Raw genomic sequence first — 15,792 nt, 5'->3', positions numbered from 1 at the left:
AATTTTGTAAGTGGTAAATCACCAAAGTATGGTTTTACCCGTCTAACTTGTCCATTTATTCTATGAAATCTTCGCTTCGCTTTGGCTATTTACTGGCTTTGTTGCTGGTTGGAATAGCCGGTTGTCGGAAGCCCGCTTCGCCTGCCGAGTATAATGCTAAAGCTGCTAATCCTGAATATTACAATGCAGCCTTAAATAAACTAACGGAGGTTATCATTCACGATATTTTCTCTCCGCCCGTAGCTAGCCGCATTTACTCGTACGCAAATCTGGCGGGTTATGAAGCGCTTGCTCCCTTCGATGCACAGTATGAATCGCTGGGGGGTAAGCTAAAGCGCTTTCAGGCTAGTCCTAAGCCTGAACCCGGTAAAGAATACTGCTTTCCACTAGCCAGCACGCGTGCTTTTCTGACAGTTGCCCGGGCATTGACTTTCTCGGTCGATTTCTATGATCAGTTTGAAAAGCCATTTTACGAACAGTATAAGAAAGACGGCGTTCCCGATGAGGTTTACGAGCGATCGATGGCCTACGGGGAGTCTATTGCTAAACACGTATTAGATTATGGCGCCAAGGACAATTATAAACAAACGCGGGGATTCAAGCATACAGTCACGAACGAAGAAGGGACCTGGGTCCCCACCCCACCCGCCTACATGGATGCTGCAGAACCCCAATGGAATAAAATACGCTGCTGGGCAATGGATACGTGCAATCAGTTTAGGCCTCCTCGCCCACTACCGTATAATCTGACGAAAGGAAGCCCCTACGAAAAGGAGCTTGACGAAGTTTATCAGACGGGTAAAAATCTTGATAAGCAAAAACAGGATATAGCTTATTTCTGGGACGATAATTCGTTTGTTATGAACGTAGCAGGACACGTTATGTATGCCAGCAAAAAAATGACCCCCGCCGGACATTGGCTGGCTATCATACAAACCATCACAAAGAAGAAAAAGCTGGACATGATGCACACGGTTGAAGCCTACGCTCTCGCTTCGTTTGCATTAAGTGATGGATTCATTTCATGCTGGGATGAAAAATACCGTAGTAAAACAATTCGGCCCGAAACGGTTATTAATAAATACATTGATCCCAAGTGGACACCGTTTCTGCAAACACCTCCCTTCCCCGAATACCCCAGCGGGCATAGCGTTATTTCAACGGCCGCTGCCACAGTACTAACCGAACTACTTGGCGAAAATGTCGCCTTTACTGATTCGACTGAGTTTAAATATGGTCACGGTGTCCGGTCGTTTACGTCAATTCGCCAGGCCGCTGACGAAGCCTCGATTAGTCGGATGTACGGTGGAATTCACTACCGCTCAGCGTTGGTTAATGGCCAGATAGAAGGTGAAAAAGTGGGTAAGTGGGTTATTGAGAAAATCCATACCCGTAAAGCTATTGTAGCTAATCGATAAGGGTTAAAAGCTAATTAAAAATCCTCACTTCTGAAAAGTGAGGATTTTTTTTGACTAACTGGCAGTCGTTAACGCTACTCCTGATCTTTTCCAACCATGATAAATTGTTTAAAATTGCCATTGCTGGCTCTACTCATTGTTTCCAGCCTAACTCTTCGGGCTCAATCGGCAAAAACTGACACCACAAATAAGCAGCCCGATAAAGCCCAGCAGTCGTATTATTTGATCAGTCGCTCCTCAGAAGATTCGACCCGATCTATTTTTAACTTTAAGGCGGCCCCTATTTATGTTCGGACAACCCCTTTTTCAGTATACACCGGTGCCGGAAATCCCAGAGATCGTATTGCCCAGAGTATTGAGATTGGTAAGTCATTCAATGTGATCGACTTAGGTATTGCCTTTGGCCGGAATTCGCTACGTCCTGATACCAGCTTATTTTTGGAAGGAAGAGTAACAATGGACGTAGCGAACTATGGTATTTTTTCGAACGAAATGACTATCGGAGCCGGAAGAGTATTTGATAAACAGGGAAGTCTGATGCTGGAATTAACGTACAGTATCCTGGCCCAGATTGCTCCTCGTGTCGGTATTGGGTTAACGACAGGTTATTACGATTTCAGCAGCGAAACGACCGACGCGTCTAAAACATTCTACGGAATTTATCTACGCTTTGGTCTGATGCGAACCGATTCTGGAGGTCTATTGGGAGGAGTTGCCCGTGGGCGTGGACGTCCTATCCGCGTAGGACGACCGCATCGACACGGGCGTTAGCTAACTTTTAAGAAGATGAGGTGCATAGGTGAATAACTTAAACTCTGTTTCAGGGTTGTACTACTCTATGTTCATATAACTACAGAATGAAATCTATTTATTGGCTGTTATTTAGTGGGCTATGTCTCATTGGTCGCTTAAGTTTTGGGCAGCAAACCTATTTCAATGTGCCTTCATCCGACATAGTTGATAAGCACGAAATTGCTGTTCAGCAGCAGGTCAATATCTCAGAGTCGATACGTTCATCCACTACGTTTAACTATGGTTTAGGCCGCGAGTGGGAAATAGGGTTTAATCTGTATAATCTCGATTACTTACCCAGCGATCGCCGTATTGTTGCCAATGACTCAACTACCGAAAAATCATTTAGCCCCTTATTGATGCTGAATGCGCAAAAGGCGTTTGATATTACCAAAAATCTTGAACTGGCCATCGGTGCGCAGGGCGGTATGAATGTACTGACAGACCGGCGTCCTCAACTCGTTGGTTACGTATATGGGCACGTAGCCGCTGCTTCTAATGATGAGCACTATAATTTCTCCGCAGGAGGCTATATGGCCAACGCACGCTATTTGGGCGATGGACCGAAAGTGGGTTTTCAGACTGGTTTCGATGCCGGTATTTTTTATCAGAAACTCCATTTATTAGGTGATTGGATATCAGGTCCGCACGATTTTGGACAATTAGTATTGGGTGTTGAAGTATACCTCGGGAAGCACTTACCACTAGCTATTGGCTGGCAACGGACGAATAAAACCGGATCGCAGGCTGTGGTTCTCCAACTGACGTATAACCCTGAATAAATACATTGAGCTTGGCCTGTCGTATGGCATTTTGTTACTATATCCTCTGCAAATTTTCGATCATAGATCTTAATCGTTTCTGTTCATTGCGAAGTGTATACTCCATAAGAAGGCAGTAATCATAAACTATTCTGAAAGCGATTTAGACAATAGTATCAATCGTTGAATGGTATTATTTTTAGGCTTTACTTCACCTATGGTTTATTTATGAAAAGAAAGTACGTATTACTTGGCTTACTTCTGTCGTTTTGTCAACTTTTATCCAAAGCACAGGCACCAACTGATAAGACTGCCTGGCAAATCGTTGCTCAGGATATTAACCCAGCTAATTATTATGGAATTACCGTTGCTAACGGTATGATTGGCTTAGTCTCTTCATCCGAGCCAATGAAAGTGAAAGATGTCGTGCTGAATGGTGCGTTCGATACGTATGGACGGGGCCGTGTCTCGAACATCCTGAAAGTTTTCAATTTCGCCAATATGAACCTTGACGTAGACGGGCAGCGTATTGGTCCGAAAGAGATCGCTAATTACCGCCAGACGCTGGATATGCAGAAAGCGGCCCTGACCACTACGTTCGATTATAAAGATAAAGTGAGTGTTCGACAAACGATGATGGCGCTACGTCACCTGCCATTTTCGGAGTTGACAATGGTTGAAATTACGGCCAAAAAAGATTGCGAAATTAGTCCGATGAGCGTTATCGAAACGCCCGAAAACCTCAAAGAAGTAAAGAATTTCTATTCTGAAATTGACCGCTCACATGTTACCATCCGCCTATTAACCTCTGTGGCAAAGAGTCCTACCGGACGGCACACCGTGGCGGCTTCGACCAGCTTTATTTTTGAAGAACCGCATGGTCAGGAACCCGATGTTATCCATGAAGACTGGGACTACAACATGCACCTGGCCAAGTTCAAAAAGAAGCTTAAAGCTGGTGAAACGTATCGGTTCAGCGTCGTTGGATCAGTATCCTCAACAGCACATACTGCCGATCCTCAGAACGAAGCGGAACGGCTAACCCTTTTCGCTGCACTCGAACGTACTGAGCGGCTTTTGATGCGTCATAATGCCGAATGGGTTAAACTCTGGCAAAGCGACATTGTAATTGATGGTGATCCCGACGCTCAGCGGGCTGTTCGGTCGGCCTTGTATCATCTATACTCATTTGTTCGGGAAGGGACGGGTTATAGTTTGTCGCCAATGGGTTTGTCAGGGCTTGGTTATAACGGACACGTTTTCTGGGATACCGAACTCTGGATGTACCCGCCAATTCTGGAACTTAAACCAGAAATCGCTAAGTCGATGCTTGAGTATCGCTTCGAACGAATGCAGATGGCCCGGCAGAATGCGTTTAGTCATGGCTATAAAGGGGTGATGTTTCCGTGGGAGTCAGATGCCGATGGTCAGGAAGCTACGCCCGTTTGGGCTTTAACTGGGCCGTTTCAACATCATATTACGGGTTGCGTAGGCTGGGCATTCTGGAAATATTATCAGGTTACGAAAGATAAAGAATGGCTTCGTACCCGTGGCTACCCTATGCTAAAAGAAGTTGCGGATTTCTGGGCCAGCCGTGTTGAGCGCGAAGGTCCTGGCAAATACCATATCAACAACGTAATTGGGGCCAATGAGTGGCAGGAAAATATTGATGATAATGCCTTCACGAACGGTATGGCTAAAACTACGCTCCAGTATGCTATTCAGGCTGCGCAAGAATTGGGCATGACCGCAAATCCTGACTGGAAGCTCGTAGCCGATAACATTCCAATTCTGAAATTTCCGGATGGGATTACAAAAGAAAATCGTACGTACGATGGCGTTATGATTAAGCAGGCCGATGTAAATCTCCTGGCATACCCACTCCACATAGTCTCAGACGAAGCTGCAATTAAAAAAGATCTGGCTTATTATGAACCACGCTATTCGCCTGAAGGGCCAGCCATGGGATGGTCTGTGCTGTCAACGCTTCACGCGCGGATGGGCGAGCCAGATAAAGCCTATGATTGGTTCGTAAAGAGTTATAAGCCCAACGAAGTACCGCCTTTTGGCGTAATGGCTGAAACAGCTGGAGGAACGAACCCTTATTTTGCGACAGGCGCCGGAGGAATGCTGCAGGCTGTATTAAACGGTTTCGGCGGATTGGAAATTACTGACAACGGTATCGTTCAGCTTAAATCGAAATTGCCGAAGAAATGGAAGTCCTTAACTATTAAAGGATTTGGCCCACAGGCAAAGACTGTTCAGGTACAATAAAAATAGATATAAGTCATTTACACGAAGGGGCAGATAAGATTCTTATCTGCCCCTTCGTGTAAATGACTTATATCTATTTTTACCATTGTGCTGCTGGTAAATGCGTAGCCTGAAGCTCTAGTTGAACGTCTTTTGACGTGATTGCCATTTTATTTAAGGCAATATAAATTGTTTTAACGGCATTCTCAATGCGTTCCCAGCCTTCTTCACTGCGCAGATCAATGCTGATCATGGTGCGGTCATTTTGTGCCATAATGGTCAAATATGTCATTGCACCAAGTATTACGGCTGAAATGGCTTGTGTGTCTGCACCTTTCGTGAAAGAAAGCTGACTGACAAGTCGCGTCATCTCTTCATCCTGCGCTTTGGCTGTCGTTTCTGCGATGGAATCATTTTCGATAACACTGGCTTTTAACACCTCCCGGGCTGTTTTGAACGTGCGGAAATACCGATACGTTTGAATGACCTGGCGATACCAAATTCTGGCGACATCTGATTCGTGTAGCGGCCGGATTTGATCAAGGAGAGCAGGTGTGAAAACTGGAAATAGCTTCCCCATTTTCACGTAATATTCCAGCAACCCCTCCATGCCACCAAAATACCGGTAGATCAAAACTTTGCTGACGTTAGCCTTTTCTGCCACGCGGTTTACGCCGACACCTTCCAAACCACGTTCTGCAATTACATCCTCTAAGGCTTCAACAATTCGCTGAGTAGTCTTTGCACGGTTCCGGCGTATCTTATCGTCTTTTTCCATAATTACTGCACACATTATAATTCAAATAGATGTCACCTCCTTTGACTATAATTATTCGTGAAAGTCACTTTAATGAACTTTTATTGATTGACGTCAATAAGTTAAGCAATCCATAGGCTTAATTGAGTACTATAGAATCTTAATTAACTCCTTGACCAGACTTTCAGGATAATCCTATCATTGCTTGATATACATTTAACGACAAGGAAGGCAGAATTATATAACTTAGGTAACCAACATTAAGTAAATCTTTGAAGAAACGCTTTTGTTTTTGGCTGCTTAGGGTATTGTAATCGTCAAGTGTGTTTTTTAGAAAACAATACCTTACGGAAAAGCATAAAAAGTTACTAGTGTAGCCTTTTGATAAAACCTCTAACAATGTTTAGCCTATGATCTGGATTACTTCTCAAATACGGGCGTTATTTTTGGAAATATAGTAAAGTCAATTCCGAGAGAACCTGCTTTTCCTGGTTCTAAATCGGCAATTTGGAAATACTTAGTTAAATATGTTAATTTCCCGTCTTGATTTAAAACACTCCCCTCCCTATGAATGAATATGGTAAATACATTTCCGTAATCCTGCCTTCTATGCTGAAATTTCTGCTTGGTCCGCTGGCGGGAATTGCTCTAAAGTTGACTTGGTGGGAAACTATGATATGCACCATCATCGGTATGATGATTAGTGTTGTTCTCTTTACATTTCTGGGTAAAGTAATACAGGATGGATGGCAAAAGATAAGAAAAAAAGAACCTAAACGTTTTTCTAAAGGCAGCCGTCGTGCAGTGAAAGTGTATCGTAATTTTGGTGTAATTGGTATTGCCTGCCTGACTCCCCTTCTTTTTACGCCTATCGGCGGAACGCTAATTGCGACATCGTTTAAAATTCCCCCTGTTAAAATAATCTTCTGGATGATCGTATTCGCCGTATTCTGGGGGCTTATTCTTACACTCGCCTTATACAATATACCCGGCCTTCAAAAAATTCTTTGAAGACGTGAGCTCTCGTTTCGATAAAAACGAGCCATAGTTAGTTGAAAATCCCCCACCTAAAATCGTCTTAAATGGTACGTATCACTACCTTATTTATACTATTTGGCTTAAGTATTCAATACGCTATTGCACAGGATTCGCATTATTGGTCATCTAATTATGGGCCAGGTGGTCTGATGACACCTGGCGCCACGATTGCTGATACGAAGGACAGTGGCGTCTTTTTTTACAATCCAGCTTTGCTGGCTGTTCGACCTAAAACGGCTCTAGAATTTTCCGGAAGTTTATACCAGTATGAGTCTAATCGAATCATTGATGCCTTAGGCAAAGGGAAAGACTTAAAGTCGGTATCAGCTGGCGTTTCGCCCCAAATGCATTCGGGGAGTTTTGAATTGAAGAATAATGAACGCCTTGTGCTGGCCTACGCTTTGATTCATACGCATATTCTGAACGATCGGGCAAACCAACGCCAGGACAAGCAAATGAACGTATTGAACGATGGATATAGTCCTGGTTCAGAGTATTACATTGGTCAATTCAGCGAAATAAATCAGGTTAGCGAAATCGCAGGTGCCTTTAGTGCTGGGTATAAATTGTCAGAGAAACTATTTATCGGAGCCTCTCTGGAAGTGCCCATTCGGAAGCAAAGCTTTGATATCGAGTATAGCGGCCGGGCTCTACAGAACCTGCCTAGTGGCTCAGACGTTATTTTTCCTCCTTTAACAAACACCGAGTCCGTTTATCGCGTAGACTATACGCAGGCAAGCCTGAAGCCTAAACTGGGCGTAGCGTATAACCAGTCCCGTCACCATTTCGGTCTGCTGGTTACGTTTCCTCTAACGCGTATTTTTAGTCAGGGTACGCTAATGAGCGATAACGTAGTGACTAATCTGCGGTTAACACCAACGTCAGATCCTGTCAATTTCCTGGCGAATACACGGCAGGAAAAACTTAAAACGAACTATAAAACTCCCCTTAGTATAGCTGCGGGTTACAGTTATGACTTCGGACGGAGTCAGCTTTACGTAGCGGCTGAGTACTTCGCCAAAATAGACGATTATAACGTTCTACTGCCTCGTAACGACTATTTTATCCGTCCTGATACAGGGTCAGCCAATGCATCCACACAAGCTTTATTGAAATTTAAAGAAGCCCGGAAATCCGTCATGAACGTTGCTGTTGGCATTAGCTTTCCGGTAAAGCCATCGGTTATGGGCTATATTTCGGCACGTACTGACTTCTCATATGCCGACGAAAAATCATTCGCTGATGAAGATGGCTATATCTCCTACACAACAAACTGGAACACCTATCACGCACAGCTAGGAGCTAATATTCGGCGACCAAAATTCAGTTTCCGACCTGGTCTTTTGTTGTCTTATGGCACGAACCGACAATACAAGCCAGAGATTAACTTTGATACGCCAAACGAATCGAATTTACTGTTAGGTAATCCTGTCGAAGCAAAGGCAAATCATCTGGTTATCGGGCTTTTGCTTTCCTATATTCATAACCTCTGAACTAGTGTAATAAACCGGAGTACTAATTTTTGTAAAGAACTCAGTATGGCACATACATGTGTTTGTTACGTATATAGATAAGCGTATTGGAAGCTTAGTAATTTCCTCATCTTACTGAGATCTGATATCGACTGAAAACCACGTATAAAATGGCTTAATTAGCTAACTTGCAGGTTAGTTACACATATGATAATAATGCTTTCGTAAGTAACTCACTGGATCGAATCTCTTGAAACATGAAAGTAACGTTAAAAAGCTGGGTTAAAATAGTGCTCATCGCGGCCGCTATACCACTACTGTTAGCGGGTGGCCTTTATTATATTTTAGTAAATAATTTAAAGGATGTACTGGAATACGCCATTGAAAAGCAAACGGACGGTGGTTACGCGTTTCATAGCAAAGACATAAAACTTTCGTTCGCTGATAAAGAGATTGTTATCGATAATTCGGTATTGACCCGAAAAGACACCGCTAATACACCCGTCTACTACGACATAAAAATCCCCAAAGCCTATCTGTCTGTTGAGAACTGGAGCGACCTTCTGCTCCACAAACGCTTATCGGTTGATAGTTTTTCGGTCGTAAAACCCGAAATAGTTATTCACGACTATAAAGTGCATCCAAAAAGTCAGAACCACACCAGTTTTCATACATCCATGATTCTGGAAAATCTGCAAAAAACGCTGGATCATTTACACGCTAAATCGTTTGCTATTCACGAAGCATCGTTTACGCTATTCAAACGAAATAGCCCTGAGCCATTAGTAATTAAAGACCTTAGCCTGACGATACGCAATTTTCTTAAAATCGATAATAACGATAGTCATCTACTGGGATCAGATGATCTGGAACTGGCTTTAGGCAGGCAACGATGGGTATTATCGGACGGAAAAAATATACTCAGTTTTAGAGGCTTACGCTTCGCCAGCAACCGGCAATTATTTGAAATAGACTCGGTTCATTTTCATAAGCCAGCTACGGAAACCCAGGGCGAAATGAGTCTGCGAGCTGATAAGTTTTTCTTCAATTCAAAACATTTACCGGCTATTTATCAAAAAGGCGAACTATCGCTCGATACGCTCATTTGCGTTAGGCCAGTGCTCACATTGCCGCTGGCTGCAAAAAAAACGCAGGTAAAAGACACGACGATTCACTCAAACATTAAAACGTTGTTTAAAGACGTCAAAATTCGCTATACGAAAATAAAAGATGGAGAAATTTTACTGGCGGGTCAGGCGAAGAATACCTTGAAGGCAGGTACTCAGAAAGCTAACTTAACTATTTATAATCTCAACATTGATCCGCATAAAGAGCAATTGCTGACAACGGACAGCATCAGGTTAAATCTGAATAACATTGCTTTTTATTCAAAAGATAGCCTTTTCAAAATCAACGTCGAACAATTTACGCTGATGAACAAGGATGTACTTTTTAAGAATGTCCTTTATGGGCCTGCTTCACGCAAAACGGCCGGAAAAGGTATGACATTCTCCGCGCCTGCCTTACGACTAAAGAATATAAGCCTTGATGAGTTAATTCGGAAACGATTAGTAGCTACGGATGCCGAGCTGGTTGAACCTAAAATTAGGTTGATAGCTACCCGAAAAGCACCATCAAAACCACAGGTAATGGCCAATCATGATACCGTAACGCACAAAAAGACGGATATCTACCAGACCTTACACAGCTTTGGCGAACTACTTCAGGTTGATCGGTTTCATATCATTAATGGAAGTGGTGAATACAGATTAGTGGGTAGTACTAAGCCCGTCAGTGCGAGTTTAAAGTCGTTGAATGCCACGATTTTAGTCAAAGACCTTTTGGCAAGTGACTCACTGATTAAGATTAAGCACGCCATTTCTGATTTACGAATTCGTGAAATGGACGTAGCATCCAGCGGCCTGAACGTGCTGCTTTCCAATTACAGAATGGACGGACAGCATCGACGTAACTGGGTGGATAAGTTGACGATAAACCTGGCTACCGGCACGTCTTTAACGGCTAATAAAATTTACTGGGAAGCCTTCAGCTGGGACATTCTGCAGCAGACTAAAGTCATTCAGATTGATTTAGTACGTGTTCATGAACTGTTGGTCGATGCCAAAATAAAGCCTAAATCAGCCAACGCTGAACCAACTACCGAACCAGCTGTCAAGCCGCAACCCAGAGCGCTACCTAAGTTACGAATTGGGAAATTGTTGGCTGAGCGTCTTGACTTAAAAGCTACTTTGCCTAAAGACGTACTAGCTGGATTTCAGGGGCAGGGTATCCAAGTGAATAAGCTCTCTACCGATCCCAAATTTTTTCACTGGGCGCAGTTTCTGGGAAATCTCAACAATCTGTATTTCAGGCAACCCGGTGGCAAGCAGGTGGAAGTAGCGAACGTGTCTCTACACAGCCATGAGCACACTACGTTAACGAACGTGCGCTACGCTGATAACACCGCCGGTAAATTGATGGACGTTACGTTGCCGAAAATGCAGATTAAAGGGCCATTTCCCTCCACCGATTTTTCAAACATCAACCTCACCTCAGTGCAGATTGATCGGCCGGAGCTAACTATGGTTACAGAGGCTAAGCAAAACTCAACTGAATCTACCAGACCGACTAAACCAACAAAGGCGTTTGCCATTCCGCTTAATCTTGCTCTTCATGATCTGAACGTGAAGCAGGCTCGGGTGAACTTCATTACCAAAAAAGGTCAGGATTCGACGCAGATACAAACTGTAGTTAATGTGGAGGCTAAATCCTTACATGCTAAAAAGCACGAAGACGCTACGTTTGCATCACTACGTGTTAGCCCGGCGGATGTGAAGCTGACCATGCCAAAACTGAAGACGACAGCGCCTTCGATCAACGTTCAGTTAACGAATGGTAAACTCATAGCTACTAAGGATGGAAAGCCGTCGATAACAACGAACCTGCTCGCTAACGTAACGCTTCAGGATTTGCACCCTGCTCTTAAGTCAAAGAAAAATGGAGCACCTCCAGAACTTCGGGTTAAGGCGATTGCTGGCACAATCGACATGCCAAATTTCCATTGGACAGCCGGTCAGAAATTAGCGTGGCCAACGTTTGTTGAGCATACAAATCTGGCCATTACGGATTTATTTTTCAAGAGTGCTACGACGGCTGTGAAGGCTGAGAAAGTGAGTTGGGAGCATAAAGATGAACGGCTGCAACTGGATAAGTTTCAAATCAGCCCTACCATCACGAAAGAGGAATTTATGACTCCTCCGCATCTGCAATCCGATTATATCACTGTGCAGGGCGAAATGGCTCAGCTGAATGGTATTAAAGTAGATCGCTGGTATAAGGACACGACCTTGATCCTCAACCATATTGTAGTTAAAAATATTAATACCGACGTATCACGCGACAAACGACTGCCCGATCCAGCGGTTTTGCCGACTAAGCCGATGCCAACCCAACTGATCAGCAAAATCAAAGTGCCGTTCCGTATTGATTCGGTTAGCGTAGTGAATAGTCAGGTCAATTACCATGAAACCTCAAAAATGACGGGACGAGTGGCTACCATTCCGTTGCATGAAATAAATGGCACGTTAAAAACGGTTACTAATCGGCCCACCAAGTCAACCGATAGTTTGAAGCTGCTGGCCAGCACAAAATTGCTGGGGCTTAACATTAAGCGATTACACTACCGGGAGTCTTATGGAGATTCGCTTTCTGGTTTTCATATGCTCTTGAAAACGTCTGATCTGCATATGCCTGAACTTACCCAGATCACAAATCCGATGGCATCCGCAGACCTTGAAGATGGCTACCTTGAACCTATAACCGCCCAGATTGCAGGTAATAGATATGCATCAGTCGGTAATATGCGCTTTCATTACAAAGATCTGAAACTCAAATTACTTGGGCATAAGGACACCACCCGACGCTCGTGGCTGATAAAATTCGAAAATTTTGCCGCTAATAAGATCCTGCACAAAAAGAATGATAAAGATGCACGCATCTTCTACGACCGCGACCAAAGGAAATTTATTTTCGGTTACTGGATCAAATCCGTTGTGAGTGGTGTATTGGTTAGCGTGGGTGTAAAAGCCAATAAAAAATACCACGCGAATTATTTGAAACTGAGCCAGCAACACACGTTGCCCGCCGAAGAATAAGTATTCGATACGTAACAACTGCATAAAAAGGGGTACTGAATCGATTCAGTACCCCTTTTTGTAATTCAGCCCCACCGCATAAAATTCTCATTACGTGAACTGATACGCCCACCAAATCAGAAATCCTTGTAAGGGTAATCGTGCCCACCGAAGCCAGGCTGGAAGTTTTCGGAAACGACTCGACGTCGCCATGTATACGTTCGCCGGAAACACAGCAACAAGTAACAAAATAAGTCCCCATGCCGACAGGGACCGCGTAGCTGGAAATAATAACCCAATGCCAAGTACAACTTCGGCCACTCCGCTCAGGATTACCATTAGATTATGCGCCGGAATGTAAGGCGGCATAATGGCTAGGTATGTTTTTGGGCTGATAAAGTGATTCAGGCCCGCTGCAATGTAAATGAAGGCTTGAAGGTAAAGGCTGACATTATTCATGCATTTCCGTTGCTGAAGTGAGTTAGGATTGTCGACCTTTTGAGAGGCTACAATATAGTAAACCGTAAAGTGTTACGTATTGATTAAGCCTTCATAAATAGGCATTCTCCAGGCAAGAAAAAGCAACGCCATGACGCCCAGCAAACGCGCGTTATGGAACGCCATCGGCAGCGTCAGGAAAGAAAATGATGCTACGTTAATCTAAATTAAAACCTGGATTGACGTGGCATTAACTTATAAATCAGTCAGTGAGAAACGGTTTACTGAAGCCTTAGTCAATAACATGCCCGACAAAGCCCGCCGTATTGTCCAGAATCAGGCCACCTCGCCGGAACCCTAATCCACAGGCTTCGCCAGCGTAGAATACTCCGGCCTGATACGAATGCCCAGTTGAATCCTTAGGAAACTCAACATATTCCTGATAAATTTTCGGATACGCGTTATAGTCACCGTCTACAGCCTGGCGTTCGCTACCATCGGCGTTTAAAATACGAACGTTCGCCCCTTCTCGCCCGAATAACACTTTTTCTACGCAGGCTTTGCCACTTAATGGCTGGGTGTCAGCTTCGAGCAACAAGGGGTGATTTGGGTAAAGCTCCCACAGAATTTTGAGAATGTATTTTGACTGGAACAGTAGCGTATAGGCTGGATTTAGAATGACAGCCAGGCGTTTACGTACAATCTCCGTCAGAATTTTCAGGAGTTCCGGCTCATCTTCGGCAATGGATTCCCAAGGCACCAGCTTAAACCAGAAGTCTAATTTTTCGAACTGTCCGTCTTTAGGATTCTGCCAGAAAATGCCTTCGTCTGCCGAGAATTCAACATTGTCTACGAAATCAAATTCGATTTCAAAGTCTGCTTCCCGAGCGGCTTCGCCGAGTAGCATTACGTTGGCATCATCTTCCGGAAAATCGCGCATAGCCGACAGCAACAATGTTGGCTGTAAGTCGGGATTCATCGCGAGAAGTTCTTCAAATTGTCCTGTCAACGTTTCAAACACGGCGTTGAACTGATGACTCTCATCAAAGCCGTTGGCTTTGAGGTGTGCATATTGGACTACAGCTGTTTCAGGCAGGCAGGTGGCCGTATCAGCATTAAACTCGATAAGCTTAATCGGTTTGCCATCAATACCACCAGCCAGATCAAAGCGTCCGTACAGATGAATATTCCGGTCGTCGTCCCACGATAATTTGATAAGCTCAACAAGATTGGCCGGGATCCCTAGTTCCGCAAATCGATTTTCGTCGATAATGTGCTGTCCGGCGGCTACAAACATCTCAAATAATTCATTAGCCGCTTCGTAGTAAGCATCGGCTTCATCGGCGCGTAGTACGACAACTTCATTCGTCAGGTAGGGTAGTGTATCCTGACCCAGCATCCAATCCCAGCCGAGATTTTGGAGTTGTTCGTCAGGTGGTGTATTGAGTGTTTTGAGAGAAATCATAGTTTCGAGTTATACAAATCGGCTGTTATCGCTACGTCAAATCAGGCTTACGAATGCCATTACAGGGATAAATTTCGATTCTTGCTGAAACAATTCGTAATTCGTACTGTAATGGTGCTAATACGATCAGAACGACATAGTAGTTTCAACCGGGCCGGAGCCTTACCGTTTTATAAATCTCGCCTATTCACATGTTCCAAACCTATTTACTTTTAGCTGGTGTGCTGCTGGCCCTGACGACCGGTCTGGTTAATGGACAGTCGGCAAAAAAAGAAATTGCCGTTCCTGTTGTCTTTGATACCGACATGGGACCTGACTACGATGATGTCGGCGCCATTACGCTCCTGCACGCATTTGCCGATGAAGGCCAGGCACGTATTTTGGCGACGATTGCCAGCACAAATTATCCGAAAGTAGCGCAGGTGCTAAGTGTTTTAAACACCTATTTTAATCGCCCGAACATACCCATTGCCGTTCCAAAAGCGAAAGCCGTTAGTGATAAAGACACGCAGCACTGGTCTGATACAATTACAGCCCGCTATCCACACAAAATTCAATCCAACAATGAAGTACCCGATGCTGTTACGCTTTACCGGCAGATTCTGGCTAAACAACCTGATCATAGCGTAACGATCATTACGGTTGGCTTCCTGACCAACCTCGCTAATCTGCTTAACTCCAAACCTGATCAACATTCGAAACTGGCCGGGAAAGCGTTAGCAGCTCAAAAAGTGAAGCAGGTAGTTAGTATGGCGGGCAAGTTTCCGAGTGGACGCGAGTACAACGTATTCCGGGATACGCTTTCTTCGCAAGTCGTGTTTGAGAACTGGCCAACGCCAATTCTATGTAGTGGGTTTGAAATTGGTGAGAAAATTCATTCGGGGTTACCATTGACTAAGAATACCAGTATTCAGAATAGCCCTGTAAAAGACGTATTTACGATTTCGTTGCCTAAATCAAAAGAAGATGCCAATGGTCGAATGAGTTGGGATCAAACGGCTGTGCTGGTTGGTGTCAAAGGATATGAACCGTACTATACTGTCAAATCCGGTCGATTGACGATGAACGCCGATGGTTCCAATGGGTGGGATGATAAAGGCAAAGGTCACCAGTACTTAGTTGAGAAAATGCCCGTTCCCGATGTGGAATCACTCATTAATACGCTAATGCAACATCAACCCATGAAGCGTTAAGTTATGGGTATCACGGACTTTAGTCCGTGTAGCCGAAGGCTAATTATTTTCGATTATACCTTAGCCTTCGGC

11 protein-coding genes are annotated in these 15,792 nt (G+C 44.1%); 8 read left to right on the top strand and 3 right to left on the bottom strand.

Features of this window, described 5'->3' with window-relative positions; translation table 11 throughout:
• Window positions 1-62: 62 nt before the first annotated feature.
• From IC230_RS03650 to IC230_RS03635, 4 genes are all read left to right on the top strand, one after another.
• Complete coding sequence (locus IC230_RS03650; RefSeq protein ID WP_191037594.1) at window positions 63-1,418, top strand: vanadium-dependent haloperoxidase; 1,356 nt, start codon at window positions 63-65, stop codon at window positions 1,416-1,418.
• A gap of 96 nt (window positions 1,419-1,514) precedes the next feature.
• The gene (locus IC230_RS03645; RefSeq protein ID WP_191037593.1) at window positions 1,515-2,189 is read left to right on the top strand and encodes a hypothetical protein; all 675 of its coding nucleotides are present in this window, start codon (window positions 1,515-1,517) and stop codon (window positions 2,187-2,189) included.
• Between the two features lie 86 nt (window positions 2,190-2,275).
• Window positions 2,276-2,992 (top strand): hypothetical protein, encoded by a 717-nt coding sequence (locus tag IC230_RS03640; RefSeq protein ID WP_191037592.1) that lies wholly within the window; start codon window positions 2,276-2,278, stop codon window positions 2,990-2,992.
• Between the two features lie 207 nt (window positions 2,993-3,199).
• On the top strand, window positions 3,200-5,245 hold the full coding sequence (locus IC230_RS03635; protein WP_191037591.1) for a glycoside hydrolase family 65 protein: 2,046 nt from the start codon (window positions 3,200-3,202) through the stop codon (window positions 5,243-5,245).
• Window positions 5,246-5,324: 79 nt separating this feature from the next.
• Here the strand turns inward: IC230_RS03635 and IC230_RS03630 are convergent, their stop codons facing one another.
• Complete coding sequence (locus IC230_RS03630) at window positions 5,325-6,002, bottom strand: TetR/AcrR family transcriptional regulator (RefSeq protein ID WP_223860238.1); 678 nt, start codon at window positions 6,000-6,002, stop codon at window positions 5,325-5,327.
• 546 nt (window positions 6,003-6,548) lie between these two features.
• On the opposite strand from IC230_RS03630, the gene IC230_RS03625 reads away from it, so the two are divergent.
• From IC230_RS03625 to IC230_RS03615, 3 genes are all read left to right on the top strand, one after another.
• The gene (locus tag IC230_RS03625) at window positions 6,549-6,992 is read left to right on the top strand and encodes a small multi-drug export protein (protein ID WP_191037589.1); all 444 of its coding nucleotides are present in this window, start codon (window positions 6,549-6,551) and stop codon (window positions 6,990-6,992) included.
• 71 nt (window positions 6,993-7,063) lie between these two features.
• A complete protein-coding gene (locus IC230_RS03620; protein ID WP_191037588.1) occupies window positions 7,064-8,512 on the top strand; it encodes a hypothetical protein in 1,449 nt (482 codons plus the stop codon).
• A gap of 236 nt (window positions 8,513-8,748) precedes the next feature.
• Window positions 8,749-12,645 (top strand): AsmA family protein, encoded by a 3,897-nt coding sequence (locus IC230_RS03615; protein ID WP_191037587.1) that lies wholly within the window; start codon window positions 8,749-8,751, stop codon window positions 12,643-12,645.
• Between the two features lie 90 nt (window positions 12,646-12,735).
• Here the strand turns inward: IC230_RS03615 and IC230_RS03610 are convergent, their stop codons facing one another.
• Together IC230_RS03610 and IC230_RS03605 are read right to left on the bottom strand one after the other, a co-directional pair.
• A complete protein-coding gene (locus tag IC230_RS03610; protein WP_191037586.1) occupies window positions 12,736-13,083 on the bottom strand; it encodes a DoxX family protein in 348 nt (115 codons plus the stop codon).
• Between the two features lie 271 nt (window positions 13,084-13,354).
• Window positions 13,355-14,527 carry a glutathionylspermidine synthase family protein gene (locus IC230_RS03605; RefSeq protein ID WP_191037585.1) on the bottom strand — a complete coding sequence of 391 codons (1,173 nt, stop codon included), beginning with the start codon at window positions 14,525-14,527 and terminating at the stop codon, window positions 13,355-13,357.
• Between the two features lie 191 nt (window positions 14,528-14,718).
• Between IC230_RS03605 and IC230_RS03600 the strand changes: the two genes are divergently transcribed.
• Window positions 14,719-15,720 (top strand): nucleoside hydrolase, encoded by a 1,002-nt coding sequence (locus IC230_RS03600; protein ID WP_191037584.1) that lies wholly within the window; start codon window positions 14,719-14,721, stop codon window positions 15,718-15,720.
• The last annotated feature ends 72 nt before the right edge of the window (window positions 15,721-15,792 follow it).

The organism is Spirosoma validum (assembly GCF_014699035.1).
In the GTDB taxonomy this organism is placed as follows: domain Bacteria; phylum Bacteroidota; class Bacteroidia; order Cytophagales; family Spirosomataceae; genus Spirosoma; species Spirosoma validum.
This window is presented reverse-complemented; position numbering and strand designations above follow the sequence as displayed.

What these genes read in the sequence shown, in the direction of transcription:
- IC230_RS03650 (WP_191037594.1), top strand. Translation starts at nt 63, where the DNA reads ATGAAATCTTCGCTTCGCTTTGGCTATTTACTGGCTTTGTTGCTGGTT.
- IC230_RS03645 (WP_191037593.1), top strand. Translation starts at nt 1,515, where the DNA reads ATGATAAATTGTTTAAAATTGCCATTGCTGGCTCTACTCATTGTTTCC.
- IC230_RS03640 (WP_191037592.1), top strand. Translation starts at nt 2,276, where the DNA reads ATGAAATCTATTTATTGGCTGTTATTTAGTGGGCTATGTCTCATTGGT.
- IC230_RS03635 (WP_191037591.1), top strand. Translation starts at nt 3,200, where the DNA reads ATGAAAAGAAAGTACGTATTACTTGGCTTACTTCTGTCGTTTTGTCAA.
- IC230_RS03630 (WP_223860238.1), bottom strand. Translation starts at nt 6,002, where the DNA reads ATGGAAAAAGACGATAAGATACGCCGGAACCGTGCAAAGACTACTCAG.
- IC230_RS03625 (WP_191037589.1), top strand. Translation starts at nt 6,549, where the DNA reads ATGAATGAATATGGTAAATACATTTCCGTAATCCTGCCTTCTATGCTG.
- IC230_RS03620 (WP_191037588.1), top strand. Translation starts at nt 7,064, where the DNA reads ATGGTACGTATCACTACCTTATTTATACTATTTGGCTTAAGTATTCAA.
- IC230_RS03615 (WP_191037587.1), top strand. Translation starts at nt 8,749, where the DNA reads ATGAAAGTAACGTTAAAAAGCTGGGTTAAAATAGTGCTCATCGCGGCC.
- IC230_RS03610 (WP_191037586.1), bottom strand. Translation starts at nt 13,083, where the DNA reads ATGAATAATGTCAGCCTTTACCTTCAAGCCTTCATTTACATTGCAGCG.
- IC230_RS03605 (WP_191037585.1), bottom strand. Translation starts at nt 14,527, where the DNA reads ATGATTTCTCTCAAAACACTCAATACACCACCTGACGAACAACTCCAA.
- IC230_RS03600 (WP_191037584.1), top strand. Translation starts at nt 14,719, where the DNA reads ATGTTCCAAACCTATTTACTTTTAGCTGGTGTGCTGCTGGCCCTGACG.